Source organism: Streptomyces sp. NPDC034043, assembly GCF_055575675.1.
Map to the genome: position 1 here is coordinate 739,059 of NZ_JBVISF010000001.1, position 25,733 is coordinate 764,791.

A 25,733-nucleotide genomic window follows, 5' to 3' on the forward strand; every position below is an offset into this window, starting at 1 on the left:
AGCCGTGCGTGGCATCCTCGTCGTATGGAGGGCGAGTCCGTGCTTCGCGCCGCCGGTGACGCCGCGGCCCCGGAGGTGCTCGCGCTGGCCAAGGTGGTGGCCAAGCTGCGTGCCGAGGTGGTCGACCTGGAGGGCGTGGCGTCGGTGACGGCCGTCCTCGAGCGGGCCAAGGGCGTGGTGATGGCCCAGGCCGACGTCCCGGCGGACGTCGCCCATCAGCTGCTGCTCGACCGGGCAGCCCAGCACGGGCGCAGCCTCCTGGAGGAATGCTGGATCACCCTGGGCCGCACGGGCAGGAGCCCCGCCGAAGAGCCGCCGCGCGCGGCCGGCCCCGCCCGGGCGCAGGCGCCGGCCCCCGAAGCGCCGGAGCCGGACTCCGGCTCGGTCTTCCGCACGGGCCGGTTCGTCATCGGCGCGGGACGCCCCGCCGGGAACCGGCGGATCCTCGCCCGGCTGGCCCGGGAACTGGCCGGTGTCCGCACCCCGGACGGGGTCGCGGAGCTGCTGCGCTCGGCTCTCGGTGAACCGGAGGACGTGGACGCGGTGATGATCTACAACGTGTCCCCGGCCGGCAGCCTGGAGCTGGCGGGCCACGCCGGTGCCGGGGACGCGACGGCCGAACGGTGGAGCCACATCCCGCCGCTCAGCGGGGTCGCCGCGCTGGAGGCCGCCGGCACCGGCGAGGCGGTCTGGCTGGAGGACCCGGACCGGGACGGCGACCGGTACCTGCTGATCGGCGACCCCCCCGAGCGGTGGCCCTCGCGGGCCTGGCTCCCGGTCCCCGGCAACGGGCCCGTGACGGCGGTCGTCGGCTTCTTCCGCACCCGGCACGGCCCCTTCGACGCCCGCAGCCGCACCCTGCTCAGGCGGGCCGTCCGGCTCTGCGGCGGGCTCCTGCGCGAAGACCACCGGCTCCGCGGCCCCGACCCGCTGGACGCGGACGTGGACGCCGTCCAGACCGTCTTCGACGCCCTGGCCGGACCCGCGGTCCTGCTCACTCCGCTGCGCTCCGCCTCGGGGGAGGTCGAGGACTACCGGATCGAGGCGGCGTCGTCGGAGTCGGTCGACGTGGCGGGCCGGCGCGGCAAGGAACTGGTCGGGCGGCGGGTCCTGGAGACCTACCCGACGGTGGCGGGCACCCCCCTGTGGGAGGGGTACCTGGAGACGCTGGCCACGGGCACGGTGTACGAGGGCGAGCCCTTCGTCTACGAGGAGGTCACCGCCGGGGTGCCGCAGCAGTCCGTGTACTCCGTGCGAGCCGCCCGGCTGGGGGACCGGCTGGTGGTCTCGTGGATCCGCCACGACACGAGCGAGCGGGAGACCCGCAGGCTGGCCGACATGCAGCGGCTGGGGAACCTCGGCTGGGCCGGCTGGAACCTGGTGACGGACACCATCACCTGGTCCGACCAGGTCTACGCGATCTTCGACCGGGATCCGGCGCTGGGCCCGATGAAGCTGGAGGAACTGCCCCGGCACCTGCTCCCCGAGGACCTGCCCGGGCTGTCCTCGGCGGTGCGGCGGCTGCTGGGCGACGCCAGGGCGATCGACCAGCCGTTCCGGATCACCACCCGCCACGGGGTACGGCACCTGAGGATCGTGGCGGAGGCCCAGACGGACGCGGACGGCAGCCCCATCGAGGTGCACGGCTTCTTCCAGGACATGACCGCGCAGCGGGACACGGAACAGGCCCTGCTGGAGAGCGAACGCGCCAACCTGGTCCAGCGCGGCATGCTGAAGGCCGAACGCGCCCTCGCCGCCCGCCTCCAGGACACCCTCCTGCCGATCCCCCAGCAGTCGCTGGAGCTGGCCGGGCTGCGCGTGGACGTCGCCTACGTGCCCGCCGACAGCGGAGTCAACGTCGGAGGCGACTGGTACTCGGCGATCGAACTCCCCGACAACAGCGCCCTGTTCGTCGTCGGTGACGTCGCCGGACACGGCCTGAGCGCGGTCGGCACCATGGCCCAGCTGCGGTTCACCACCAAGGGCATGACCATCACCGGCTCCCCCCTCCCGGACGTCCTGCGCCTGCTCAACACCCTGCTCATGCACACCGCGGGAGATCCGTACAGCGCCACGGCCACGATGGTGATGGGCCGCTACCAGCCCTGGGACCACCGGCTGACCTGGGTGCGCGCCGGCCACCTGCCGCCGCTGCTGATCCGGGGCGGCGAGGCCCGCTACCTGCCGCAGCCCGACGGCAGCCTCCTGGGCGCCGCGTTCGACGCCACGTACGGCCAGGACACGATCGACCTGCTGCCGGGAGACCACCTGCTCCTCTACACGGACGGTCTGGTGGAGAACCCGGGCGAGGACATCGAACAGGGCCTCGCCCGCCTGGCCGAGACCGCCCTGCGCCTCCTCCGTGAGGGCCGGGGCGACACCCTGGCCCGCTCGCTGGCGGCGCTGCGGCCGGGAAACCGCGACGACATCTGCGTCCTCGACGTCAACGTCCCCGAGGACACCTGACCCGCTGCCCGCCTCGGCGATATCGGGCTGCGAGCCGGTGGAACGCCGCTTAGCCTGCCGGTCATGGCCTCTCCGATCACGAACGTGGAACGCACCGACCGTCAACTGCGGCTGATCGCCGAGACGGCCGGGATCGCCGGGGCCCTGGGGCTGGAAGTCCGGCTCCGAGGGGGCTGGGCCATGGACTTTTTCCTGGGCGAGCCCACGAGGGACCACGAGGACATCGACTGGTTCGCCTGGAGCGAGGACGCCCCCGCCCTCACCGGCGCACTGCTGCGCCGCGGGTACCGGCCGGTACCCGGTCCGCCGGCCGGCCAGCAGCTCGACTTCGTGAAACAGGGCGAGGAGAGCAGCTTCGCCCTGCTGGCCCGCGATCCCTCGGGGCGGCCCGTCGTCGCGGGCGGGCCGTGGGCCGGGCTACCGTGGCCGGACGGCATGCTGGACGCTCCCGCCGGCCGCATCGGCGCGCTGCGGTGCGCGATCGTCAGCCCGCGCGTCCAGGTGGAGATCAAGCGGATGACGCCGGTCTGGATCCCGGGCCGGCCCCGCCGGGCGAAGGACGCGGAGGACATCCGCCGCCTGGAGGAAGCCCTGCGGGCCGGGGACCCGCACCCGGCGTGAGCCGCCTCAGCGCCCGGCCGGAGCGGGGCCGGTGAAGCGGCGGCGGGCGTCGACGTGGGCTCGACGGGAGCTCGAGCCTGCTGCCGGGCGGCCCGCCTAGCGTGGACGCATGCGCAAACTACCCCTCCTCGCCGTGGTGTTCGACCGCGGGTCGGCCGGATACATGGAGGTCCTCGCCTCCGCCCGGAAGCTGTGTTCCGTCGTGTTCGTCTGTGACGAGGACCTGCCCGGCTCGGCCGGTGTCGTGCGCCGGCTCGGCGAGGTCGCCCGGGTGCTCGACGTCACCGGGCTCACGCCCGACCGGCGCCGCGCCGCTCTCCGGGAGCTGCGCCCCGACGGCATCACCACCTTCAGCGAATACCGCCTCGCGGCCACGGCGGAGCTGGCCCGGGCCTGCGGACTGCCCTTCCACACCCCCGAGGTGGTGGCCGCCCTGGTGGACAAGGAGCGGCAACGGGCGAGGCTGCGCGAGGCCGGCGTCCAGTCGACCCGTTGCGTGGCCGTACGGACGGTGGCGGAGGTGGCGGCGGCCCTTGACGAGGTCGGCCTGCCGGCGGTCCTCAAGCCGCGCAGCGGGGCGGGCAGCGTGGACACCTGCCGCGTCGACGGTGCCGAACGGGCCCTGGCCGTCGCCGCCGACTTCCTGGCCGGCGGAGACGCGGAGTTCGTCGTGGAGGAGCTGCTGGCCGGGGACCCGGACGCCGCCGGGCCCGGATTCGGTGACTACGTGTCGGTGGAGTCGGTCAGCTCGGCCGGCACCGTCCGACACGTCTGCGTGACGGGCAAGCTCCCGCTCGCCGAGCCCTTCCGGGAAACGGGCATGTTCCAGCCCGCTGCCCTGCCCGAGCCGCTGGCAGGCCAGGTGCTCGAGCTGACGGACGCCGCCCTGCGCGCCCTCGGGATCACCGACGGCGTGACCCACGTGGAGATCAAGCTGACCCCGGACGGCCCCCGGCTGATCGAGGTCAACGGCCGGATGGGCGGCTACGTGGGCGCCCTGCTGCGGCGCTCGACGGGCTTCGACCTGCTGCGCGCCGCGCTGCGCGCCGCCCTCGGTCTTCCGCCGGAGATCCCGGAACTGACCTTCGGCGGCGTGGAGTTCGTCTACTTCGTGACTCCGCCCGCCGATGCCGGTGCCACCCTGGCCGGGATCCGGGGGCTCGACGAGGTGGCCGGCATGGAGGAGGTCTGGCAGGTCAAGGCCGACGCCGCGGCGGGCCGTGCCCTGCACTGGCGCGCCGGTACGGAGGGCCACCTCGGCACCGTGCACGGCACCGCCGCCGACCACGACCGGCTCCGGACCGTCCTCGGAGCCATCGACACGGCCATCCGGCTCGACTACGCCTGACCGGAGCCGGAGCCGGAGCCGGAGCCGGAGCCGGACCCGGCCCCGGAGCCGCCGGTCACAGCGGGATCGTGGGGTCCAGCGGCTCCCGCAGCCGTCGTGCCACCAGGGCGCGTACCGGCGCGGCCAGCGGAGCCAGGTCCCACCAGCGGCCCGGGAACATCAGCCGGAACAGCCGGAAGTTGCGCAGCGCCACCGCCGTCGGCCGCAGCGGCACGCACGACACCAGCAGCGCCGTCCGCAGGGCGCGCAGGTGGTGCGCGGGGCGCCGTGAGGCCAGCAGCGACTGGGCGAAGGCGTTGCGGTAGGCCCACCACATCATCTCGTGGCGCTCCGCGCCGATCTGCATCCGGGTGTTCGGCTCACCCGAGTGCGGGTCCGCCGAGTGCGCGAGGCCGGCGGCGATGTGGTGGACGTACGGGTACCGGTCGGCCACCCGCCACAGCAGGGTGCCGTCCAGCCCGAGCCCGTGGCTGAACTCGAACGGCAGGTTGCTGGGCAGCTCGTCCTGGAAGACGTCGAGCAGATCGGCCCTGCGCATCAGGGTGCAGGAGGCGCTGACGGGCACCTGGTCCTCGACCGTGGCCGACCGCACCAGGAACTCCAGCGAGGACATCCGCCCCTCGCGGTGCCGGTAGCAGGTCTGCGGCCGCTCGTAGTGCCACGTCATCGCCGTGAACACGAATCCGGCGCGCGGGGACCGGTCGAGCACCTCCACCGAGCGCTCCACCGCGTCCGGGGATATCCAGTCGTCGGAGAAGAGGAGCTTGACGTATTCACCCTCGCTCAATTCGAGTGAGCGACGCCAGTTCAGGACCCGGGGCAGCAATGAATCATTGCGGTACGCCCGGACCCGCGCATCGGATTCCGCGATTTTCGTGATGACGTCCCAGGTTTCGTCCGTACTCGCATTGTCAACGACGACGACTTCAATATCGCTATAAGTCTGTTCGAGGGCGCTGCGTACGGCGCGCTCCACCTCCGCAGGCCGGTTGTACACCGGGATACAGATGCTGACCTTGCCCATTGCGCGCTCCCCTTCGTCGAGTCGGCACATTGAAGCACAGTCCGTCAACCCACGGCACGGTGAACGGACATGACCAGTCGCGGCCTCCGCGATCAAGCTGTGTTGACTTATCGTTCACCCCGTGTTTGGTTTATTCGGCGATCAGTTCAGCCATTCCCAGCGCAACTCCTGCACACCAAGCAGACGGTTATGCCGGGACGGAGAACCATGCTCTTGGGGGAAACTCTCTTGCCGTCTGCCGACCACTCCTTCGGCTTTGTGTTCTGCGGTGGAGGACCCGCAGCACTCGGCCCGGTCATCACCGCCGCCCGCTCCGGCCGCCTCGACGAGCTGCTCGGCCGGGGCATCGCCCTCGTCGAACCGGGACCCGTCGGACCCGGCGGCCTCGCCCACTACCGCATCGGCGCCAACTCCCTCGGCGGCCCCTTCCTGGAGTGCCTCGACGGCCTCGGCGACACCGGCCCCTTCGCCGCGCTCCACGACCTGCCCGAGACCCGGCTGCTGAGGGCCCACGCCGACGGCCACCCGCCGCTGTCGGTGGTCGCCCCCTTCCTGACCCGTCTCGGCGCCGTCGTGGCCGGCCTGCTGGAGGCGCACCCGCGCTGCGAAGTCCTGCGGGACCGCGCCGAGGCCGTCCGGCTCACCCCCGACGGCGTCGTCGTCACCACCGGCTCCGGCCGCGGGATCACCGCCCGGCGCGCCGTACTCGCGACCGGCGGCCGCCCGCTCACCGGGTACGCGGACGCCGAGGTGGCACCCGGCCTGGAACTGGCCCCCCACCGTGACAAGGTCGTGCACTCCTCGTCGCTCATCGACGCCCGCCACACCCCGCCCCCCGCACGCGGCAAGGCCGTCGTCGTGGGCGGCTCGCACAGCGCCTGGTCCGCCGTCGACCTGCTGCTGGCGGGGGACACCGACGGGATCACGGTGATCCACCGCACCGCCCTGCGGCTGTGGTACGACAGCGCCGACGAGGCGCGCGCCGACGGGTACGCCTTCGACCCCGAGCTCGACGTCTGTCCGGTCAACGGCCGCGTCAACCGCTACGGCGGCCTGCGCGGCCGCGCCCACGAGCTGGCCAGGGCCGCGCTCGGCCTGCCCGGCACGGCCCCCGCACCCGTGCGCCTGCTCCGCGCCGGCGACCCGAGGGACACCGAAGCGGCCCACAAGGCGCTCGCCGAAGCCGACGTCATCGTCATGGCCAACGGCTTCGAGGCCGACCTGCCGCCCCTGCACCACGCCGACGGCACCGCGCTCACCCCGGCCACCGGCCCCACCGGCACCGTCGTCACGGACCGGGGCCACCTCGTGGACGTCCACGGCACGGCCCACCCACGGCTCGTCGCGTACGGGCTGGGAGCCGGACTGGCCCCCTCCGCCGACATCGGCGGCGAACCGAGCTACACCCGCAGAGCCGACGGAGTCTGGCTCTACCAGCACGACATCGGCGAGATCGTCCTCGACGACCTGCTGCACACCACGACCACGGGGGAGAACCACACATGAAAAGGCCGACCAAGGCAGTCGTCCTCGCCGCGGGACTGGGCCGCCGTCTCGGGCTCGACCACGCCAAGCCGCTGCTCCCGGTGGCCGGCACGCCCATCCTGCTCCGCACGCTCGACAGTCTCGCCGCCGCGGGCGTGCGCGAGGCCGTCCTCGTCGTCGGCCACCTCGCCGACGAGGTGCGCGCCGCGGTGGGGGAGACCCACGCGGGCATGAGCGTCACGTACGTCCACTCCGACGCCTACCGCACCACCAACAACGCCTACTCCCTGTGGCTGGCCCGCGAAGAGCTGGACCAGGACGTCTACCTCGTCGAGGGCGACGTGGTCTTCGACCCCGAACTGCCCCTCGCGCTCGCCGCCGAAGAGGGTGAGGTGATCACCGCCGTGGCTCCGCACCACCCTCCGATGAACGGCACCGTCGTCACCCTCAGGGCCGACGGCACCGTCTCGGCGATGCTGCTGCCCGCCCAGCAGGGTCCCGGGATCGACCTCGGCGAGACCTTCAAGACCGCCAACGTCCACCTGCTGCGCGAGCGCTACCTGCGCGAGGAGTTCGTACCCGCGCTCACCGCCCTGATCGCCGACGGCGGCCACGGCGCCTACTACGAGCTGGTCATCGCCGACACTGTCACCGGCGGCCGCTTCCCCGTCCACGGCGTCGACTGCGGTCACCTGCGCTGGTACGAGGTGGACGACCTCACCGACCACGCCGCCGCCGAGTACCTCTTCGCCGACGACGACGACCGGCTGACCATCCTGGAGAACCTGCACGGCGGCTACTGGCGCTACGACCTCGTCGACCACCGCCTCCTGTACAACCTGTACTTCCCGCCGGCGTCCCTGGTGGACGAGCTCGCCCACGACTTCCGCGACGCCCTCGTCCACTACCCTGTCGGCCACCTGCCGCTCCAGCAGCTCCTCGGAGCCGCGATCCGCCAGCCGGCCGACCGACTGGTCGTCGCCAACGGCGCCTCCGAACTCATCAAGATCCTCGGCGGCCTGCTCGGCCGCGTCGGGCTCGTCGTCCCGGGCTTCAACGAGTACGAGGCCGTCTTCGACGAGGCCGACATCCACCGCATTCACCTGCCCGCCCCGGCCTTCACCATGGACCCCGCACGGGTCGCCGAGGAAGCACGGCGGGCCGGCGTGGCCGCCGTGATCATCACCTCGCCCAACAACCCCACCTCGATGGCCGTCCCGCGCGCCGACCTCGTCACCCTGGCCCGCCTGCTGGCCGCCGCCGGGATCCGGCTGGTCGTGGACGAGTCCTTCGTGGACTTCTGCGCACCGGGCCACAGCCTGGAGCCCGACCTTGCCGAACTGCCCGGCCTGACCGTCGTCAAGAGCATGAGCAAGGTCTACGGCATCGGCGGACTGCGCCTGGGCTACCTGCTCTCGGCGGACCTCGGCTTCGTCGCCGACGTCCGCGCCGCCCTGCCCATCTGGAACGTCAACGGCTTCGCCGAATCCTTCCTGCGACTGCTGCCCCGCTACCGGGACGCCTTCGCCGCCAGCTGTGCCCAGGTCCGGCGAGACCGCGACGAACTCGCCGGCCTGCTCGCGGCCCTGCCCGGCGTCACGGTGTACCCCCCGGACGCCAACTACGTGATGCTGCGCCTGCCGGAGGGCACCTCCGCGCTCGACGTCGTCCGGCGCACCTTCTCCGGCCACGGCATCCTCATCAAGGACTGCGGCGGCAAGTCCATGCCGGACGGCGACCGCTACCTCAGGGTGGCCTGCCGCGCCCCCCAGGAGAACGCCCGGCTGGCCGACGCGCTCGCCGCCGTCATGGCCGAACGGCCCACCCCCCTGGCCACGGGGGCCTCGTGATGCCCGCCGCGTCCCGCCGGGACGAGATCCATGCCGCGCTGAAGTCGGTACTGCGCCCGCACGACCGCCTGATGGTGCTGCACTCCAGCCTGTTCGCCTTCCGCACCCCCGCCGAGGGGCTGCGCGGGGACCTGCTCGCCGCACTGCGCGCACTGGTCGCCGAGGGCATCACCGTCGCCCTGCCCGCCGTCACCTTCGAGTTCTGCCGGACGAAGGAGTACCACCACCGCACCTCCGCCCCCAACACGGGCGTCCTCGTCGAATGGTTCCTCGGCCTGCCCGAGGTCCGCCGCACCCCCCACCCCGTGTACTCCTTCGCCGTGGCCGGCCCCCTCGCCGACGAGCTGGCGGCCTGCCCGCCCGACACCGCCTTCGGCGCGGGCACCGTCTTCGAGGTGTTCGAACGCCACGACGCGCGGATCGTCACCCTCGGCGCCGAATGGAACTCCTGCACCCAGGTCCACCGCTACGAGGAGCTCGGCAAGGTCCCGTACCGCCACCCCATGACCGTGAGCGGCACCGCCGACTTCGGCGCCGGCCCCGTCGCCGTGGACCTCGAGATGATCGTCCGCGACACCGCCCTGAACTCCACCCTGGACTTCACCCCCGTCTTCGACCGGCTGCGCGAGGACGGCGCGCTCGCCCGCACCGGCCTGTGGGGGGCCGCCGTGGAGGCGGTGTCCACCCGTGAACTGGCCCGCACGTGCGACGAGCTGATCACCACGGACCCGTACGTCCTGGTCCGCGAACCCCGCGTGATCGAGCACCGGGCCCGCCAGCTGGCCGCCGCGCCCGTACGGCTGGCCCTGCTGGGCACCCGCAACCTGGAGATCCTCGCCGCCGAGATCAGCGCCGAGGGACGGCGGGTCCTCGGCTCCGCGCCGCACACCGTCTACGCGCCCGAGTACGGCACTCTCGCCCGCCAGATCCACGACCCGGCCTCCGGCCTGCGCGGATTCGACCCGCACGTGAGCTTCTTCACCGACCGGCTGGAGGACGTCCTCGCCTCCGACACCCTCGGCCCCGCCGACGGCGAACGCCTCGCCGCGGCGATGGAGCACTACACCGGCCTGGTCCGCGCCTACGCCGAGACCACCGACCGGCCGGTCTTCGTCCTCTCCTTCGCCCCGCTCCAGCCCTCCCCGCTGTCCACCGGCCCCCTGCTGCGCGAGGCGGACCGGCTGCTGCGGGAGGCCCTCGACGGCCACGAACACGTCCACGTCGTCGAACTGTCCGAGATCATCGCCCGCGCCGGCGGCGGCCCCCTCGTCGACCAGCGGCTGTGGCTGGTGGGCCGCGTCCCCTACGGCACCGCCCTGAGCCGCGCGCTGGCCCGCAGGTTCTGGGGACTCACCCTGTCGGTGACCGGCCGCACCGCACGGGTCATCGTCACCGACCTCGACAACACCCTGTGGCACGGGGTCGTCGGCGAGGACGGCATCGACGGCATCCAGATCGGCACCGACCACCCGGGCAACGCGCACAGCAGGCTCCAGCGCGCCCTCAAAACCCTGCGCGAACAGGGAGTCGCCCTCGCCATCAGCAGCAAGAACGACGAGGACCTCGCTCTGCGCGCGATCCGGGAGCACTCCGGGATGGTGCTGCGCGAGGAAGACTTCGTCGCGACGGAGATCAGCTGGCGGCCCAAGGCCGAAGCCATCGCCGACATCGCCGAACGCCTCAACGTGGGCCTCGGACACGTGCTGTTCCTCGACGACAACCCCGTGGAGCGCGCCCGGGTCCGGGAGTTCCTGCCCCAGGTGATCGTGCCGGAGCTGCCCGAGGACCCCGCCGGGTACGCCGACGCCCTGCTCGACAGCCCCTACACCACCGTGTTCAACGTGACCGACGCCGACCGGCGCCGCACCGAGCAGTACCGCGCCCGCGAGAAGGTGCAACGCCAACGGCGCGGCTTCGAGCGGATCGAGGACTTCTACGCCTCGCTCGGCACCGAACTGCACGTCGGCCCCCTGACCGAGGGCAACACGGCGCGCGCCGAACAACTCTGCGCGAAGACCAACCAGTTCAACACGACGACCCGCCGGTACAGCCGCGCCGAACTGCGCCGCCTCGCCACGGCCCCCGACTCGGACGTGTTCGTCCTCGCCGTGGCCGACCGGTTCAGCGCCCGCGAGGACCTGGGCCTGCTGGTGCTCACCCACCAGGGCACCGAGAGCACCGTCGATACCTACCTGCTGTCCTGCCGGGTCCTGGGACGCGGCGTCGAGGAGGGCGCACTGCGCTGGCTGGCGGCGTCCCTGGCCGCCGGCGGACGCACCCGCCTGCACGGGCTCGTCACCCCGACCGAGCGCAACGCGCCCTGCCGCTCCGTGTTCGCGGACGCCGGCTTCGGACCCGGAGCGGCCGAGGGGACCTGGCGGCTGGACCTGACCGGCGAGCACCACGCCCCCGCGTGGCTGCGGATCGTCGACCACACCGAGGCGGAGAACCACCGTGCATGACGTCAAGCCGGGCGACATCGCCCACAGCAGCCACACCTTCACCGCGGCCGAGTTCACGGCCTTCGCCGCCGTCACCGGAGACCACAACCCCCTGCACCACGACGCCGGGCACGCCGCCGAGACCGAGTTCGGCGCACCGATCGTTCCCCTCGTGATGACCCTCGGCCCGGTGTCCGCGCTGATCGGCATGGTGCTGCCCGGACCCGGGGCGGTCATCCTCGGCACGGAGTTCCGCCCCGTGCGCCCCGTCTCCTTCGGCCGGCCCGTCCACTACTCGCTGCGCGTGACCGCGGTCAGCGGGGCCGGCGTACTGACCTGCCGGGTGCTGGCGTACCAGGACCGCGAGGTCGTACTCGAGGGGGAGGTGCGCAGCACAGCCCGCGCCCCGCGCCCGCGCCCCGACGCGACCACCGGCGGACTGCTGATCCCGGCCGACGCGGCCCGCACCGCCGTCGTCACCGGCGCCGCCGGGGACATCGGCTCGGCCGTCGCCCGTGAACTGGCCCGCCAGGGCTGGGACCTGGCGCTCGTACACCGCGGCGGCGCCGAGGAAGTCGTACGGCAGTGCGAGGAGGCCGGAGCCACCGTGCACTCGGTGACGGCCGACCTCGCCGACCCCGCCGCCCGCGGGGCCGCGGCCGGGAAGCTCGCCGCGCTGCGACCGGCCGCCCTGGTGCACGCCGCCGCCGCACCGCTGGCCGCCGGCCACGCGGCACATCTGGAGGTGGGCTACGCGGCACTGCGCGACCTGGCCGACGCGGTCCTCGACGGGATGCTGCTGCGCCAGCGCGGCAGCGTCGTCCTGATCGGCTCGGAGGCCGTCCGCTACCATCCGCGCGGCTGGTCGGACTACGTCGCCGGCAAGGCCGCCGCCGAGAGCGTGCTGCACGGCATCGACCGCCACCACGGCGCCCACGGCATCCGCGCCGTCGTCGTGGAGCCGGGCTACGTCCAGGGCCGCTACTCGGCCGATGTACGCCCCGAAGGGCTCGGCCTGCTGCCCGAGGAGGTGGCCGAGGTCGTCGCCGCCGAAGCCGCCGATGCGGACGCCCCCGCGCGGCGGGTGTGGCTCACCACGGGCGGCGCCACCCGCTTCGCCCTCGACGGCACCCCCGAGGACGCCGCCGTACCGTCACGGGACGGCGCCCCGGCCCCGCGTACGGCCGCCGCCGCACCCGCCGCCGCGCCCGGGGACCTCGCCGACCGGGTGGAGGCCGCCGTGCGCGGGGTCCTGGGCCCGGGCGTCGACGTACGCGGCGGCGGGGTCGGGCTCACCCCGGGCTGGGACTCGCTGGGCCAGCTGCAGATCGTCCTCGCGGTGGAGGCGGAGTTCGGCATCCGGCTTCCCGCCTCCGCCCTCACCGGCGCCGGCCGCTTCGACCGGCTGGTCCGGGTCGTCGCCGAGCAGGCCGGGACGTGAGCGTGCGGTCAGTTCCAGCAGGGGCAGGCCACCGGGCGGGCGGTGAACACCTTGTCCGGGTCCGGCTCGGGGGCGACCCGTCCGGCCGGCGGAACCAGCGTGAAGTCGCCGGCCGGGTCGACCTGGTCGAAGGAGGCGAACAGGTGGGTGCGCGGGAACCAGTCGCCGAACGGGGCCGTGGCCGCGCCGATGCCGATGAACTCGCTGCCCGTCGCCACGGCGGCCCGTACGTCCCAGGGGCCGTCGCCCACGCACACCACCCGCTCGAAGCCGCCGCCGTTGCGCTCGACGGCCTGGTGGACGGCCTCGCGCACCACGTGCTCGCGGAAGGTGTGCTCGCTCGCGGTGGACACCGGCCCGCCGGCCCCGCCGCCCAGCGGCGCCAGCTTGGCCGCCGTCACCTCCCGCAGGCCGCCCGTGGCGAAGGCCACCGCGTACGCGCCGTCGGCCTCCAGCGCCCGCAGGAAGGCGGCGGCGCCCGGTATCTCCTCGACGCCCTCGCGGGCGGTCACGGCCAGGAAGTGCTCGTTCAGCAGGCCGGCGAACCGCTGGACCTCGGCCTCGCCGGGGAGGCGGCCGGTGTTGTGGCGGAAGACCTCGCGGAAGATCCACGAGTCGGTGTGGTGGGCGTAGCCGCCCCACGCCGAGTCGATGTCGGTGAGCCCGCAGTCCTCCAGCGCCGCGTGGAAGGCGGCCTGATGGGGGGCGACGCTGCGCAGCAGCGTGCCGTCGATGTCGAAGACGATCAGGGTGGTCATGTCCTGCTCCCTCGGTCGGCTGAACGGACTTTTCAAGATCGTAGGGGAAGGGGCTGGACATGCCGTCGAACGTGACCGGGCACACCGCCCGGGTGATCCGGCTGGAAGCGGAAGCCGTCGCGGCGGCCGAAGCGCTCGCGCGGGCGGCGGGGACCACGGCCGAGCGGGTCCTCGGCACGGCGTGCGCGGCGCTGGTGGCGCGGCTGTGCCGGTCCGACAGCGAGACCCTCGCCGCCGGGCCGGCCGCGGGCGCGGCGGCCGACGGGCCGTCCGCCCTGCGACGGCCCGACGGCGCCGCCGAGTTCCCCCTCGCCGGCGTGCCGGACGACGTCGCCGTCGCGATCGCCGACGCGGCGGGCCCCTTCGTCGCCGCGGCGCTGGCCGAACCGGGCCGCCCGCTCGGCGAGCTCGACCTGACGGACGAGACCCGCTGGAAGCAGCTCTCGGCCTGGTCCGGCGAGGACACCGGGCCCGTCGATGAGCCGGTGCACCGGATGTTCGCCGCCTGGGCGGCCCGCCGACCGGACGCCGTCGCGGTGTCCTGCGACGGCGGCTCCCTGACCTACCGCGAGCTCCTGGAGTACGCCAACGGCATCGCCCGCGCGCTGCGGGACCGCGGCATCGGCGCCGGGGACGCCGTGGGACTGCTGTTCGAGCGGAGCGCGGAATCCGTGGCGGCGACCGTCGCCGTGGCGATGGCCGGGGCCACCGCCGTGCCGCTCGACCCGCACTACCCCGAGCCCCGGCTGCGCCTGATGCTGGAGGGTCCTGCCGTGGCCCTCACCCTGACGGCCGGGCCCCCCGAGCCCGGAGCCGCCGTACTGCCGGGGGCCACCCTCAGCGTGCTCGGCATCGCCCCCCGCACGGAAACACCGGACGCACCGGCCCCCGAGGTGGCCACGGTGATGTACACCTCCGGGTCGACCGGGCAGCCCAAGGGCGTCCGCCTCACCCACCGGGGCATCGCCCGCCTCACCCGCGACGAACGGATCGACTTCGGCCCCGGCGACACGGTCCTCCACCTGGCGCCCGCCACCTTCGACGCGGCGCTGCTGGAGGTGTGGTGCACCCTGGCCCGGGGCGCCCGCCTGGAGGTCGCCCCGCCCGGCCCGCTGACCCTGACCGAGCTGGCCGACCTGATCACCGCACGGGCGGTCAGCGCGCTCTGGCTCACCGCCGGACTGTTCCACCAGCTGGCCGAGCACCGCCCCGACGCCTTCGCGGGCGTACGGAGGCTGTTCACCGGCGGCGACGTCGTCTCCCCGCACCACGTCGCCACCGTACTGTCCCGCCACCCCGGCCTCACCGTGGTCAACGGCTACGGCCCCACCGAGAACACCACCTTCACCTGCTGCCACCCGCTGAGGGAACCCCCGGCGCCGGGAGCGGCCACCATCCCCATCGGCACCCCCGTCCGCGGTACCCGGGTGTACGTGGTCGACCGCTCCGGCCACCCCGTCCCCCCGGGCGTGCCGGGCGAGCTGTGGGCGGCCGGGGACGGCCTGGCGGCCGGCTACCTGAACCTCCCGGAACAGACAGCCGAGCGCTTCCCCGTACCCGCGTCCGGCCGGCTGCGCGGCATCCGCTGCTACCGCACCGGAGACCTCGCCCGCTTCCGGCCGGACGGAACCCTGGAGTTCCTCGGCCGAGAGGACGGCCAGGCCAAGATCAACGGCCACCGGATCGAACCCGGTGAGATCGAACAGGCCGTCCTCGCCCAGCCCGGCGTACGGGGCGCCTGCGTCCTCGTGGAGAGCGACCCCCTCGGCGGCAAACGGCTCGCCGCGTACATCGAGGGCGACGACCGGAAGCTGGCCAAGGCCGTCCGCGCGGGACTGCGCGCCGCCCTGCCGGCCTACCTGGTGCCCGCCCGTTACATCGTCATCGACAGGCTTCCGTTGACCGCCAACGGAAAGATCGACAGGAACCGGCTGCGCGCCGGAGAGAGCGAGTCCCGATGAGCACCCCCGTACGGGAGACCGTGGAGCGGATCTGGTCCGAGGTCCTCGGCACCGCCATCGACGAGGAGTCCGACTTCTTCCTCCTCGGCGGCCATTCCCTGCTCGCCACCCAGATGGTGGCCCGGCTGGAGGCGGCCCTCGGTGTCCGGGTCACCATGCGCGAGGTCCTCGAGTACCCCGAATTCGGCGAGTTCGCCGACCTGGTCGCCGAGCGCGCCGCCAGCGGCCTCCCCACCGCCTAGGAGCACACGCACATGTCCGCACCCCTGTCCCTGCCGACCCTGAGCTACCAGGAGGGCCGGCTGCTGATGGACGAGCGCGGCCGCGCCCTCGGCGTCCCCTCCGTCCGTACGATCTCCCAGGCCTACCGGGTCCGCGGGCCGCTGGAGCTGCCCCGGCTGGACCAGGCCCTGGCCCGGCTGGCGCAGCGCCACGAGGCCCTGCGCACCCGGTTCGACGGCCCCCGGCGGCAGACCGTGCACCCGGCCGTGACCCTGCGCGCCGAGGTGCACGACGCCCACGGCGACGAGGCCGCGGCGGTCGCCCTGGTGCGGACCGAGGCGGACCGCCCGCTCCCGGCCGAACGCGAGGAGCGGCTGAGGGTCAGCGTGGTGCGCGTCGGGGACGAGGACCACTTCGTCGTCCTCGTCTTCGACCACCTCGTCGTCGACGGCTGGGCACGCGGCGTGCTCACCGACGAACTCTCCGCCCTCTACCGGGAGCTGGCGGCCGGCCGCGAGGCGCGGCTGCCGGAGGTCGCGTACGCCTACCGGGACCACGTACGCGAACAGAGCCTCCTGCTGGCGGGCCCCGACGGCGAGCGCATGATGTCCTTCTGGCGCGAGCGCCTGGCCGGCACCGGCGCGATACCCCGCCTGGACGTTCCCAAGCGGGAGCCCGGCGCCGCGCCGGAAGGCGGCTACCAGGTCCGCCGGCTGTCCCCGGAACTCGTCGCCGAGGTCCGGGGGTTCGCGGCCAGGGAGCGGGTCACCCTCTTCATGCTGGTGCTGTGCGCCCTCAACGTCGCCCTGCGCGAGCACACCGGCAAGGACGACCAGGCCGTGGCGGTCAACGTCTACAACCGGGAGACGGAGGGCCGCGAGAACCTGGTGGCCCCGCTCGCCGAACTCCTCGTCGTACGCAGCGACCTGTCCGGCGCCGGCACCTTCCGGGCAGCCCTCCGCCGCGTGCGCTCCGACAGCCTCGACGCCCAGGAGAACGCCGCCGTCCCCTTCGCCGAACTGGTGAAGGCCCTCAACCCGCAGGAGTACGCCGACCCGGACGCCCCCATCGGCGTCGTCCTCAACATGCTCTACTCCCAGCTCCACGGCGGCGGCCTCGACCTGACACCCGCCACCACCACCCCCTTCCCCCTGTCGGACGAGGGCTTCCGCCCGCGCAGCGAGCTGATGCTCGTCGGTGAAGCGGGGGGCGACGAGCTGACACTGGCCGCGTACTACCAGGCCGACCGGCTGCCCGAGGCCTTCGTCACCGGCCTGCTGGACCGCCTGGTCGCCCTCCTGGAGACCGTCGTCCGCGAACCGCTGCTGGCGCTGGACGGCGACCGTGACTGACCGCCGCGACGAGGGCCTGCTGCGCGCCGCGTTCATCGTCTCCACCTGCGGGGACTGGGTATTCCGCTTCGCGCTGCCGATGCTGGTGCTCCAGTTGACCGGGTCGGCCTTCCTGGCCGCGTTCACCTACGCGCTGGAGTTCGTCCCGTACGTCCTGGTCGGGCTGTTCAGCGGGGTGGTCGCCGACCGGGCGGACCGGCGCCGCCTGATGACCGGCTGCGACCTGTGCTCGGCCGTGGTGGTCGGCGGGATCGGCCTGCTGTGCCTGCTGGACAGCCCGCCCGTGTCCGTGGTGTACGTCGCCGCGTTCGTGCTGGCCTGCATGCGCCCGCTGTACTTCCCCGCCTTCCAGGGCTTCCTGATGGAACGGGTCCCGCAGGAGCGGCGCGCGGTGATGAACGCGTGGGTCCAGGGGTCGGAGAGCCTGCTCAACATGCTCGGGCCGATCGCGGGCATCAGCGTCGTCGCCTTCCTCGGACCGGCCGCGGCCAGTGGCGTCAACGCCGTCTCGTTCGCCCTGTCGGCCCTCCTCGTCTTCCTCACCGCCGCCTCCCCGGCGACCGCCGCGAGGACCCCGCTGCGCGAGGCGGTGCGCGGGATGGGCCCCGACCTGCTCACGGGATTCCGGCTCCTGTTCGCCGAACCCGTGCTCCGGCAGGGCACCGTCCTGCTGACCCTGACCAACTTCGCGGTGCACGCCGTCGAGGCGAACCTCGTGTACGTGGTCACGGACGCCACCGGCCAGTCGAGCTTCGTCCTCGGGCTGGTCGTCGCCGCCCAGGGCGCGGGCGCGGTGGCGGGCGCCGCCTTCGTGCCCCGGCTGCTGAAACGCTTCAGCGAGGGCCGGCTGCTGTCCGCCGGGATGGGCGCGCTCGCCGTGGCCCTGCTGGCCCCCGCCGTCACCGCGGACGTCCGGCTCCTCGCCCCGGCCTGGGCCGTGGCGGGTGCGGCGACCTCACTGATCGTGGTCGGCTGGTTCACGTACCGGCAGAGGGTCATCGACGCCGAGTTCATGGGCCGGGTGGTCGCCGTGAACCGCGCCGTCTCCTTCGCGGCGATCCTGCCGGCCGCGCTGCTGGGCGGCTGGGTGGCGGCCGAGTTCGCGCCCGCCGCCCTGTTCGCCACCGCCGGCGTCGTGCAGGCGCTGGCCTGGATCGCCACGGCGGCGGGACTGGTCGGCAGGGCGGGGCGTACACCCGCCCCGGTGATCATGAAAGCCGGATGATGGGAGAGAATGCCCATCACCGGACATGACCACCCGAAGAAGGACAGGAGCGCACCCGTTGAACGAGGAGAGGCGCCAACAGGCCCGGGAGTTCCTCCAGCCGGGGGAGCACCTCATAGCCGTCTGCTCCCACGACCTCGGACCGGGGGTCCCCACCCCTCCCGAGTCGATGCTCGCGCCCCCGGAGCCGGCCGGCCTCCAGCAGCGGATCGAGGCGAGACTGTCCCGCCCGCTGCGGCACCTGGCCAAGCCCCGGGCGCTGGATCCGCGGCGGCCGAGGCCGGCCGGCGCGGCGGACCCCAGCGGCCGGACGTCCGACGCGCCGGACGCCAAGGGCATGGAGGGCGGCTGGCAGAGCTCCGCCGGAGACTTCGTCATCAGCCGGGCCAACGTACGCGGTCCGCTCGCCTGCGTACTGGCCCTCACCGACCGGCGGTGGTTCGCCCTCGGCGACGTGTCGCCGCTGTGGCACACGACGCCGGTGATGAAGCAGTACTGGGAAGTGCCCCGTTCGGCCGTGGCCGCCGTACGCGCCAACCCGGGCGGCGCCGCGCAGTTCGGCCGCATGGACATCGAGTTCACCGACGGCTCCTGGGTCGCCCTCCTCGCCACGGTACCGGCGCACGCCACGCCCTTCGCCGCGGCCTCCGCCCGCTACCGCTGAACCTCTTCACGGTGCGGGACAGTTGTACTGCTCCTCCATCGGCACGGTGACGCAGTACACCCCCTTGCCGCGCGTCTCCTCCACCACGGCGGCGGGCACGGTGAACACGGCCGTCCTCGACCGGGGCATCACCACCGTGCCGATCCGGCGGACCAGCGAGGCGCTGTCGGAGGAGGCGTCGGCCGCGTACAGACCCACGGGCAGTCGCGTGCCGGGCTCGAAGCCGTGGACGAGGATGCGGTGGCTGCCCTCGTCCACGCGCATGCGGTCCGGCCTGTCGGGGAGTTCGACCGGGTGGCTGTGCCGGGCGGACAGCGCGCCCTGGGTCGCCCGGATCGTGAGCTCGCCCGCGGCGGCGAGGTCCTCGCGCGCCGTGTCGGGCGGCACGAACCACCACTTCTCGCTCTGCAGGACGCCGTTGCCCAGCTCGTGCACCGCGAGCTCGCGATGGGCGAAGAGCGAGTCGGACGGTTCGAGCGTGCTGGAAGTTAGCCCGGAAGAGGCGGGCCGCGCCGTGGTCGTGTACTGCTTGCCACCGGCCGTGACGGTGACCTCGACGGGCTCACCGGGCGCGAATCCGTTCAGGCACAGCGCCACCTCGTCCGGGGTCAGCACCCGGTCCCGGCCGCGGATGTTGCCGATCCACACCGCGGGAACCTCGCCGGCCCCCGGGATCCGGCCCAGGTCGGCGGCGCAGTCCGGGACGGCCCCGTCACCGGCCGCGAGGAGCGTGATCTGCTGCGCCAGCAGCACGTCCGTGGCCGGGTCGGCGGTCACGGACGGTGACGCGGAGGGTGACACGGGCGACGGGACGGTCGGCGCGACCGAGGTGGCGTCGGCGGCGCGGCTGGTGGTGACCGGCGGAACGGGCACCTCGGTGGCACCGCCCGAGGAGGTGCCGGAGGTCGAGTCCGAGCCGCAGCCGGTGACGAGCCAGCCCAGCATGGCGATGCCGGGGAGCAGGGTGCGTGGCCTCACGTGTATCAGGGTCCTTTCGACGGGGGGACGTCCTGCGGAGCCCCCGCGCAGGGGGCCTTCGCGGCCGTGGCCTGTTGCCGGAGCGCGTCCTCGATCTCCTCGTACCGCTGAGCGGTGATCTCCCCCTTGGCGCGGGCGTCGCGGAGCTGGCCGAGCGCCTCCCGCAGGTCCGCGCAGCCCGCCGCCAGGTCCCCGCCCCGGAATTCCCAGCCGGCCGCGAGCGCCTGCCACAGGCCGCGCCGGGCGAAGCCGCGCTCCTTGGCGACCGCCTCCTTCATGGTGGCCACCGCCCCCGCCAGGTCCCCCCGCCCGTAGGCGTGCACCGCCGCGATGGAAGTGGCCAGCACCCGCAGCTCCTCGACCGCCGCGCCGCCCCCCTGGGCGGAGCGGACGCGCGTCACGGCCCGCTCGACCGTCCCGTCGTCCCGGACGAGCCGCGCCGTCACCCGGCACTGCTCCACCTGGGCCAGGTTCACCGACGCCCGCAGCCGCCCGGTCTCGGTGAAGGCGTCGTCCGCCGCGAGGGCGCGCAGCTCGGTGGAGGCGGCGGCCAGCGCCTCGGCGTCCACCGTTCCGGGGAGGCAGCTGGGCTTCGGCCCGAGCGCCAGCTGGTACCGGGCACCCGCCAGGCTGAGGCGGGCGCGCAGGGCGATCGGGCCGTCCGGGGCGATGGCCCGGTAGTCGGCGCGGGCCGCCTCGAAGTACGGTGCCCGCCCGGCGGCCGGGAGGCCGACGGCGATCTGCTCCAGGGCGTGTCCGCGGAACAGGCGCACCAGGTCGGCCGTGACGAACTCGGCCCCGTCGTCGCGGGCACCGTCCGCGGCCGGTGCCAGCAGCCGGTCCAGTTCCCGCCTGGCATCGGCGACCCGGCCCGCCCGCCAGAGGTCGAGGGCATGCGTGAAGCCCGCCAGCCCGCGCGTACGGCGGGCCAGCTCGGCGATCACGTGCCTGCGGCCGGTGTCGGAGTTCCAGTCCTGGTCGAGCCGGATCGGGCCGCTCAGGTACCACCCGGCGAGCTCGGGCGCGTCGAGCACCTGCGCGGCCCGTACGTACACGGCGGGCCGCAGCCCGATCTGCCCGGCGGCGTCGGCGCTGACCAGGCCGCCGACGACGATCCCGGCGTTGGTCTCGTCGACGAAGCCGGCCGTCCAGTCGTCCAGCTTCCGGCGGTCCCGGCCGGTTCCGGCGAGCACCTCCAGCGGAGGCGAGGTGGTCCGGGCGTAGTCCCGCGCCGTGCCGCCCTCCGGCAGCCGGTCCTCCAGCAGCGTCGCGGTGAAGGCCTCCGACACGTCGTCCAGGACCCGCTGGTCGTGGCCCTGGCCGACGCCCGCGAAGCCGACCACGGCCACGCCCTGCGTCCCCGGCAGCCGGGCCAGGTCCGGAGGCGGCGGGCGCGGCCGGAAGACGACCACCAGAGCGGTGCAGGCGAGCAGGAAGACGGCCAGGCCCGCGACGGAGAGCCGGCGGGCCCGGCGGGACATCGCCGGCCGTTCCTTGAAGGCCTTCCTGACGGCGACGATCCCCCCGACCAGCACGGCGAACAGCACGAGCCCGGAGGCCACGGGGCTGGAGTGGATGCCGAGCAGCTGGAGCAGCGGGCCCATCAGCGCCGAGAGGAGGGTGGTCGCGAGGGCCAGCAGGGCCAGCCCCCACGGCGGATTGGAACCGCCGTCCGCAGGCCCGGGGGGACGCGGCGGACGGTCGGCGGGGTTCTCGTCGGGGGCGTCCTGCGGCCCGGGGCCGTCCACGGTGGCCTCCCTTCGGAACACGGTCGCGGCGCGCGGCGCGCACGGGGCCGCCCCCACCCTCGGGGCGGCGGGCCCGCGTCCGCGGGTGGCGCGCCCCGCGGGCCCGCGCATCCCCCACGTTCGGGCGAGCGGTCCGCGGTACCGCCCGAGCGGGGCCGGCGGGGAAACGGTGGGATAATCCGGTTGGGGGGACAGGTGCGGCGCACCCGCTACGCAAGCTCGGGCGACCCGAAGGAGGAGCGTGGTGAGCACCCCCGCCGCTCGCATCGCTGACCTGCTGGAAGGCGTACCGACGCCCTCCGACCCCCGGCCCGCCCGCAACCCCGACCCGGCTCCGGTCCCGCCGCCCCGCCCCGACGGTCCAGCCGTCACCGTCACCGTGGTCTGGGGCGACCTCGTCGAGGTCCCCGCCGATCTGCACGTCACCGGGCACTACCGGTCCGTGGTCCCCGACGCGGCGGAACTCGCACTGGACCGCGCCATATCCGGCGGCCCCCGCCCGCTGATCACCGAGCACACCCGGCTCGGCTGGATCGACGCCCAGCTCGGGCAGGTCACCTATTTCCCGTGCGGGAAGGGCCCGGTACGGTCGGCCGCGGTCGTCGGCATGGGGCCGATGGGCACCCTCACCGAACCCCGCGCCGTCCAGCTGTACGCCTCCCTGCTGGGCGAGGCCGCCGCCGTCGGCCACGTCACGACGATGGCGACCGTCCTCATCGGCGCCGGCACCGGGAACCTCAGCGTCGGCCAGGCGGGCCGCGCCCTCGTCCGGGGCTTCGCCGCCGCCCTGGCCTCCATGGGCCCGGCGACACCGCCACCCCGGCTCACCGAGGTCCTGGTCGTGGAGGTCGACCGGCTGCGCGCCGAACAACTGCTGCTCGCACTGACCGGCGCCGCCGCGAACCAGCCGCAGGTGCGGATCCGGCCGGAGCTCCGCGAGGAGAGGGGCGGCCTGCTGTTCGTCCCCTCCGCCGCCGTGTACGCGCTGACCGCGCTGTCCGGACTCGCCCGCCCGGCGGACGCCGCCGCCCCCGGCGGCCCGGATCCCCCCGTGGCCGAGCAGGCCCTGAGCGCCGTACTGGCCGGATTCGAACCCGGCATCCGCGACAAGGTCCGCGAGCAGCTGGCCCGCCTCGCCGAGGTGGCCCGCACCGACCTCTCGCTGACGGTGCGCGGCCCCACCGCGCTCCAGGACGGCTCCGTACCCGTGCGGATGTCCGTCCAGTCCGGCACCGGCGGCCTGCGCTGGGCGGCCCTGACCGGGCGCGCGACCGTACCCGAACGCCTCGTCCCGGTGGACACCGACCTGCTGCGCGAGCTCGTGGGCCGGCTGACGGAACCCACCGTCGAGGACGCGCGCGGACTGCCCGGCCTGCTCTCCCGCTTCGTCGTCCCCACCGACTTCCAGCGGCTGCTCACCGACGACGCCACCGTGCTGCTGGAACTGGACCGCGACACGGCCTCCGTCCCCTGGGAGTTCCTGACGGAAGTCCAGCAGGCCGGCGTCGAGCGGCGCGACCCCCTCGCCATCCGCACCCAGCTCTCCCGCCAACTGCGCACCGCCTACTCGCGCGTGCTGACCGAAGGAACGGCGGACGGACCACTGCGCGCACTGGTGATCGGCGACCCGGGAGACCCCGAGACGGGCCTCCAGCTGCCGGGCGCCCGCAGCGAGGCCCTCGCGGTCGCCGCCCGGCTCTCGGCCCTGGGCGTCCAGGTCAGCCTCTTCGTCGGCGCGGCGAACTCCACCCGCCAGCCGGGAGTGGAACCCGCCCGCCGGCTCGACGTCCTGCGGGCCCTGCTGTGCGGGCGCCACGACATCGTCCACTACTGCGGCCACAGCGCCTTCGACGTCTCCGGCACCGGACGGCGCTCCGGCTGGGTCTTCGCCGACGGCCTGCTGACCGAGCAGGAACTGGCCCTGCTCGAACGGCCCCCGCAGATCGTCGTGGCCAACGCCTGCTACACGGCCCGCCTCGGGTCCGCCGGCCCGGCCGGCACCCCCGCCGGAGCGCCCGACGCGGCCGGCCGGAGCCCGTGGGGGAACCCGCAGGCGGCCCTCGTACCGAGCCTCGCCGACGAGTTCCTGCGGATCGGGGTCGGCCACTACATCGGGGCGGCCTGGCGGATCCCCGACGACCAGGCGGTCACCTTCGCCGAGGAGTTCTACTCCCACCTGTTCGCACGCGGTCCCGGCGAATCCGAACGGACGGTGGGCGCGGCCGTCCGGGCGGCGCGCAAGAAGCTCTACGAGCAGCGTGCCCGGGAGGAGCAGGAGGGCGGCGCCGACCGGCAGCGGTGGAGCTCGTGGGCCGCCTACCAGCACTACGGGGACGCGTCCGAACCCTTCCTCACGCCCGGGAACCCCTCTGACCGGCAGGGGGACGGCGGAGGCACCGCCTCCTAGGAGGCCGGCTCATGGCCAGGATCCCGATGCCCGACGTCGTCGTACTGCTCCCCGGCATCGCCGGCAGCGTACTGACGCGGAACGGGACGGACCTGTGGGCGCCCTCGTCCCCGGCGGTGCCGGCCGCCCTGGCGCTCCTGGGCCGCTCCCTGGAGGAGCTGGAACTGTGCGACGGCCAGGACGACTGACGCGTGGACGACTCGGCGACGGCGTCGTCGCCGACCGGCTCCTTCTACGGGTCCCTCAACGCGGTCGAGTTCCTCCGCAACGGCTTCCCCCCAACGGATCGGCCCCTTCGAGCACGACCTCACCCGCCTCCTGCGCTCCGGCCTGCACCAGCTCGTGCCCGTCTACCGCTGCGTGTACGGGCGGGACGGGGCCGCCACCACCCCCGCCAAGGCCGGACTGCCCGGCCGGCAGCCGCAGTGGAGCAGCCGATCCACCGCGTTCTACGAGGAGATGGAGGCCGCGGCCGCCGCCAACCGGCAGGACCCTGCCTGGGAGGCCGGCCAGGTCGTCCACCACCCCGTCGCCGGCGCGGACCAGCCCACCCGGCAGTCGGCCAGGATCACCGGCGAGGGGGTCGAGACCCCGATGGCCCGCGAGGACCACGACGAAGGCGGCGACGGAACCGTGCCCCTCGTCTCCGCCGCCCTCTCCGGCACCGAGGACGCCCGCACCTTCGTCCCGCAGAAGCACGGCGGCCTGCAGAACCACGGCGCGGTGCTCGACCACCTCGAGGGCGTCCTCCGGTCCCTGCACGACATCCGCACCGACGACCTGCGCGACGCCGCGACCACCTGGTTCAGCCACCTCGGGGACGACCTCTACCTCGCGGGGGAACCGGTGGTCTGCGAGATCGGCGCCCACAGCGCCCAGGGCGAGAGCGAACTGCCCGAGGTCCCCGCCAGGCTCTCCCTCGACCTCGGCGTACTGCCCCCCGACACCTACGACCTGCTGATCAGCGTCGGCGCCGACACCTTCCCGCTGTCCGACGTCTTCGTCGTGGTGGCTCCGGAGGCGACCGTGGCAGAATGACGGAACGTGACCGAACCCCTCACCTCCGTCCTGATCGTCGACGCGGCGAACGTCGTCGGCTCCGTGCCCGACGGCTGGTGGCGCGACCGCAAGGGCGCCGCCGAACGGCTGCGCGACCGGCTCGCCCGGCGGGACACCGGCGAGGAGGTCATCCTCGTCGTGGAGGGCGAGGCCCGCGGCATCGCGTCCGTGCCCGGCGTCCGGGTCGACTCCGCGCCCGGCAGCGGTGACGACCGCATCGTGGAACTCGCCGCCGCCCACGCCGGCCGCCCCTGCGTGGTGGTCACCGCCGACCGCGCGCTGCGCGAACGGGTGAAGGCGTACGGGGCCGCGTGCGCGGGCCCCCGGACGGTCCGGCCTTCCTGACGGCTGCCCCCGGCAGGCGACGCAGGGTACCGCTTCCCGCCACGCCCGGGGCTTCCCCGGGAAAACCCACGGCCGCGCACTAGGCTGGTGGGCCGTTCTCCGCCGGACCGGAACAACCCGGGCAGACCCGGGCTCCGCCGGCGCCCCGGACGCGTCCGGCAGCGAGACGTGAGGGCCCATGGCAGCCACACCCGAACGCGGCGAACTCACCCTGACGCCCTGCGGAGCCGCGCCTGACGGGCCCGCGCCTGACGGGCCCGCGCCTGACGGGCCCGCGCCTGACGGGCCCGCGCCTGACGGGCCCGCGCCTGACGGGCCCGCGCCTGACGGGCCCGCGG

Annotated in this window: 20 protein-coding genes; 16 read left to right on the forward strand and 4 right to left on the reverse strand. The window is 74.3% G+C overall.

Annotation, left to right across the window (positions count from 1 at the left end; all coding sequences use genetic code 11):
• The first annotated feature begins 24 nt into the window (after positions 1 to 24).
• From ACZ51S_RS03795 to ACZ51S_RS03805, 3 genes are all read left to right on the forward strand, one after another.
• The gene (locus tag ACZ51S_RS03795) at positions 25 to 2,466 is read left to right on the forward strand and encodes a SpoIIE family protein phosphatase (RefSeq protein WP_468475611.1); all 2,442 of its coding nucleotides are present in this window, start codon (positions 25 to 27) and stop codon (positions 2,464 to 2,466) included.
• Positions 2,467 to 2,529: 63 nt separating this feature from the next.
• On the forward strand, positions 2,530 to 3,087 hold the full coding sequence (locus ACZ51S_RS03800) for a nucleotidyltransferase domain-containing protein (RefSeq protein ID WP_468959499.1): 558 nt from the start codon (positions 2,530 to 2,532) through the stop codon (positions 3,085 to 3,087).
• Positions 3,088 to 3,196: 109 nt separating this feature from the next.
• The gene (locus ACZ51S_RS03805) at positions 3,197 to 4,435 is read left to right on the forward strand and encodes an ATP-grasp domain-containing protein (protein ID WP_468959501.1); all 1,239 of its coding nucleotides are present in this window, start codon (positions 3,197 to 3,199) and stop codon (positions 4,433 to 4,435) included.
• Between the two features lie 55 nt (positions 4,436 to 4,490).
• Here the strand turns inward: ACZ51S_RS03805 and ACZ51S_RS03810 are convergent, their stop codons facing one another.
• Entirely contained in the window at positions 4,491 to 5,459 is a 969-nt protein-coding gene (locus ACZ51S_RS03810) for a glycosyltransferase family 2 protein (RefSeq protein ID WP_468475614.1), read from the reverse strand.
• A 228-nt stretch (positions 5,460 to 5,687) separates the two neighbouring features.
• Here ACZ51S_RS03810 and ACZ51S_RS03815 point away from each other — a divergent pair, with 228 nt between their 5' ends.
• Genes ACZ51S_RS03815 through ACZ51S_RS03830 form a run of 4 tightly spaced genes read left to right on the forward strand, consistent with a single transcriptional unit; the run spans position 5,688 to position 12,676 of the window.
• Complete coding sequence (locus tag ACZ51S_RS03815; protein WP_468475615.1) at positions 5,688 to 6,965, forward strand: FAD/NAD(P)-binding protein; 1,278 nt, start codon at positions 5,688 to 5,690, stop codon at positions 6,963 to 6,965.
• Positions 6,962 to 8,794 carry an aminotransferase class I/II-fold pyridoxal phosphate-dependent enzyme gene (locus ACZ51S_RS03820; protein ID WP_468475616.1) on the forward strand — a complete coding sequence of 611 codons (1,833 nt, stop codon included), beginning with the start codon at positions 6,962 to 6,964 and terminating at the stop codon, positions 8,792 to 8,794. The genes ACZ51S_RS03815 and ACZ51S_RS03820 overlap by 4 nt, the downstream gene beginning before the upstream one ends.
• Entirely contained in the window at positions 8,794 to 11,256 is a 2,463-nt protein-coding gene (locus tag ACZ51S_RS03825) for an HAD-IIIC family phosphatase (protein ID WP_468885044.1), read from the forward strand. The genes ACZ51S_RS03820 and ACZ51S_RS03825 overlap by 1 nt, the downstream gene beginning before the upstream one ends.
• Complete coding sequence (locus ACZ51S_RS03830) at positions 11,249 to 12,676, forward strand: SDR family NAD(P)-dependent oxidoreductase (protein ID WP_468475618.1); 1,428 nt, start codon at positions 11,249 to 11,251, stop codon at positions 12,674 to 12,676. Before ACZ51S_RS03825 ends, ACZ51S_RS03830 begins: the two co-directional genes overlap by 8 nt.
• A gap of 8 nt (positions 12,677 to 12,684) precedes the next feature.
• On the opposite strand, the gene ACZ51S_RS03835 is transcribed toward ACZ51S_RS03830, so the two are convergent.
• Positions 12,685 to 13,434, reverse strand: coding sequence for an HAD family hydrolase (locus ACZ51S_RS03835; RefSeq protein WP_468475619.1), 750 nt, complete (start codon positions 13,432 to 13,434; stop codon positions 12,685 to 12,687).
• 59 nt (positions 13,435 to 13,493) lie between these two features.
• Between ACZ51S_RS03835 and ACZ51S_RS03840 the strand changes: the two genes are divergently transcribed.
• The 5 genes from ACZ51S_RS03840 to ACZ51S_RS03860 are packed head-to-tail and all read left to right on the forward strand — an operon-like array spanning position 13,494 to position 18,858.
• Positions 13,494 to 15,395, forward strand: coding sequence for an amino acid adenylation domain-containing protein (locus tag ACZ51S_RS03840; protein WP_468959503.1), 1,902 nt, complete (start codon positions 13,494 to 13,496; stop codon positions 15,393 to 15,395).
• A complete protein-coding gene (locus ACZ51S_RS03845) occupies positions 15,392 to 15,637 on the forward strand; it encodes a phosphopantetheine-binding protein (protein ID WP_468475621.1) in 246 nt (81 codons plus the stop codon). The genes ACZ51S_RS03840 and ACZ51S_RS03845 overlap by 4 nt, the downstream gene beginning before the upstream one ends.
• A 12-nt stretch (positions 15,638 to 15,649) precedes the next feature.
• A complete protein-coding gene (locus ACZ51S_RS03850; protein WP_468802909.1) occupies positions 15,650 to 16,969 on the forward strand; it encodes a condensation domain-containing protein in 1,320 nt (439 codons plus the stop codon).
• Complete coding sequence (locus ACZ51S_RS03855; RefSeq protein WP_468959505.1) at positions 16,962 to 18,194, forward strand: MFS transporter; 1,233 nt, start codon at positions 16,962 to 16,964, stop codon at positions 18,192 to 18,194. The genes ACZ51S_RS03850 and ACZ51S_RS03855 overlap by 8 nt, the downstream gene beginning before the upstream one ends.
• A gap of 58 nt (positions 18,195 to 18,252) precedes the next feature.
• Entirely contained in the window at positions 18,253 to 18,858 is a 606-nt protein-coding gene (locus tag ACZ51S_RS03860; protein WP_468475624.1) for a hypothetical protein, read from the forward strand.
• Positions 18,859 to 18,864: 6 nt separating this feature from the next.
• Here ACZ51S_RS03860 and ACZ51S_RS03865 read toward each other — a convergent pair whose 3' ends face one another.
• Entirely contained in the window at positions 18,865 to 19,836 is a 972-nt protein-coding gene (locus tag ACZ51S_RS03865) for a hypothetical protein (protein ID WP_468959507.1), read from the reverse strand.
• A 5-nt stretch (positions 19,837 to 19,841) separates the two neighbouring features.
• A complete protein-coding gene (locus ACZ51S_RS03870; RefSeq protein ID WP_468959509.1) occupies positions 19,842 to 21,584 on the reverse strand; it encodes a hypothetical protein in 1,743 nt (580 codons plus the stop codon).
• Positions 21,585 to 21,828: 244 nt separating this feature from the next.
• On the opposite strand from ACZ51S_RS03870, the gene ACZ51S_RS03875 reads away from it, so the two are divergent.
• The 4 genes from ACZ51S_RS03875 (at position 21,829) to ACZ51S_RS03890 (ending at position 25,395) form a co-directional block, all read left to right on the forward strand.
• Positions 21,829 to 23,991, forward strand: a complete 2,163-nt coding sequence (locus ACZ51S_RS03875; RefSeq protein ID WP_468959512.1) for a CHAT domain-containing protein — start codon at positions 21,829 to 21,831, stop codon at positions 23,989 to 23,991.
• Positions 23,992 to 24,002: 11 nt separating this feature from the next.
• Positions 24,003 to 24,179: a hypothetical protein gene (locus ACZ51S_RS03880; RefSeq protein WP_468802912.1), complete on the forward strand. Its 177-nt coding sequence runs from the start codon at positions 24,003 to 24,005 to the stop codon at positions 24,177 to 24,179.
• A 154-nt stretch (positions 24,180 to 24,333) separates the two neighbouring features.
• Positions 24,334 to 25,029, forward strand: coding sequence for a hypothetical protein (locus ACZ51S_RS03885; RefSeq protein ID WP_468959515.1), 696 nt, complete (start codon positions 24,334 to 24,336; stop codon positions 25,027 to 25,029).
• Positions 25,030 to 25,035: 6 nt separating this feature from the next.
• Positions 25,036 to 25,395 (forward strand): NTP pyrophosphohydrolase, encoded by a 360-nt coding sequence (locus ACZ51S_RS03890; RefSeq protein ID WP_468959518.1) that lies wholly within the window; start codon positions 25,036 to 25,038, stop codon positions 25,393 to 25,395.
• The last annotated feature ends 338 nt before the right edge of the window (positions 25,396 to 25,733 follow it).

Excerpts from the sequence above, each read along its gene's own strand:
- ACZ51S_RS03795 (WP_468475611.1), top strand. The coding sequence starts at position 25 with ATGGAGGGCGAGTCCGTGCTTCGCGCCGCCGGTGACGCCGCGGCCCCG.
- ACZ51S_RS03800 (WP_468959499.1), top strand. The coding sequence starts at position 2,530 with ATGGCCTCTCCGATCACGAACGTGGAACGCACCGACCGTCAACTGCGG.
- ACZ51S_RS03805 (WP_468959501.1), top strand. The coding sequence starts at position 3,197 with ATGCGCAAACTACCCCTCCTCGCCGTGGTGTTCGACCGCGGGTCGGCC.
- ACZ51S_RS03810 (WP_468475614.1), bottom strand. The coding sequence starts at position 5,459 with ATGGGCAAGGTCAGCATCTGTATCCCGGTGTACAACCGGCCTGCGGAG.
- ACZ51S_RS03820 (WP_468475616.1), top strand. The coding sequence starts at position 6,962 with ATGAAAAGGCCGACCAAGGCAGTCGTCCTCGCCGCGGGACTGGGCCGC.
- ACZ51S_RS03825 (WP_468885044.1), top strand. The coding sequence starts at position 8,794 with ATGCCCGCCGCGTCCCGCCGGGACGAGATCCATGCCGCGCTGAAGTCG.
- ACZ51S_RS03835 (WP_468475619.1), bottom strand. The coding sequence starts at position 13,434 with ATGACCACCCTGATCGTCTTCGACATCGACGGCACGCTGCTGCGCAGC.
- ACZ51S_RS03840 (WP_468959503.1), top strand. The coding sequence starts at position 13,494 with ATGCCGTCGAACGTGACCGGGCACACCGCCCGGGTGATCCGGCTGGAA.
- ACZ51S_RS03845 (WP_468475621.1), top strand. The coding sequence starts at position 15,392 with ATGAGCACCCCCGTACGGGAGACCGTGGAGCGGATCTGGTCCGAGGTC.
- ACZ51S_RS03850 (WP_468802909.1), top strand. The coding sequence starts at position 15,650 with ATGTCCGCACCCCTGTCCCTGCCGACCCTGAGCTACCAGGAGGGCCGG.
- ACZ51S_RS03880 (WP_468802912.1), top strand. The coding sequence starts at position 24,003 with ATGGCCAGGATCCCGATGCCCGACGTCGTCGTACTGCTCCCCGGCATC.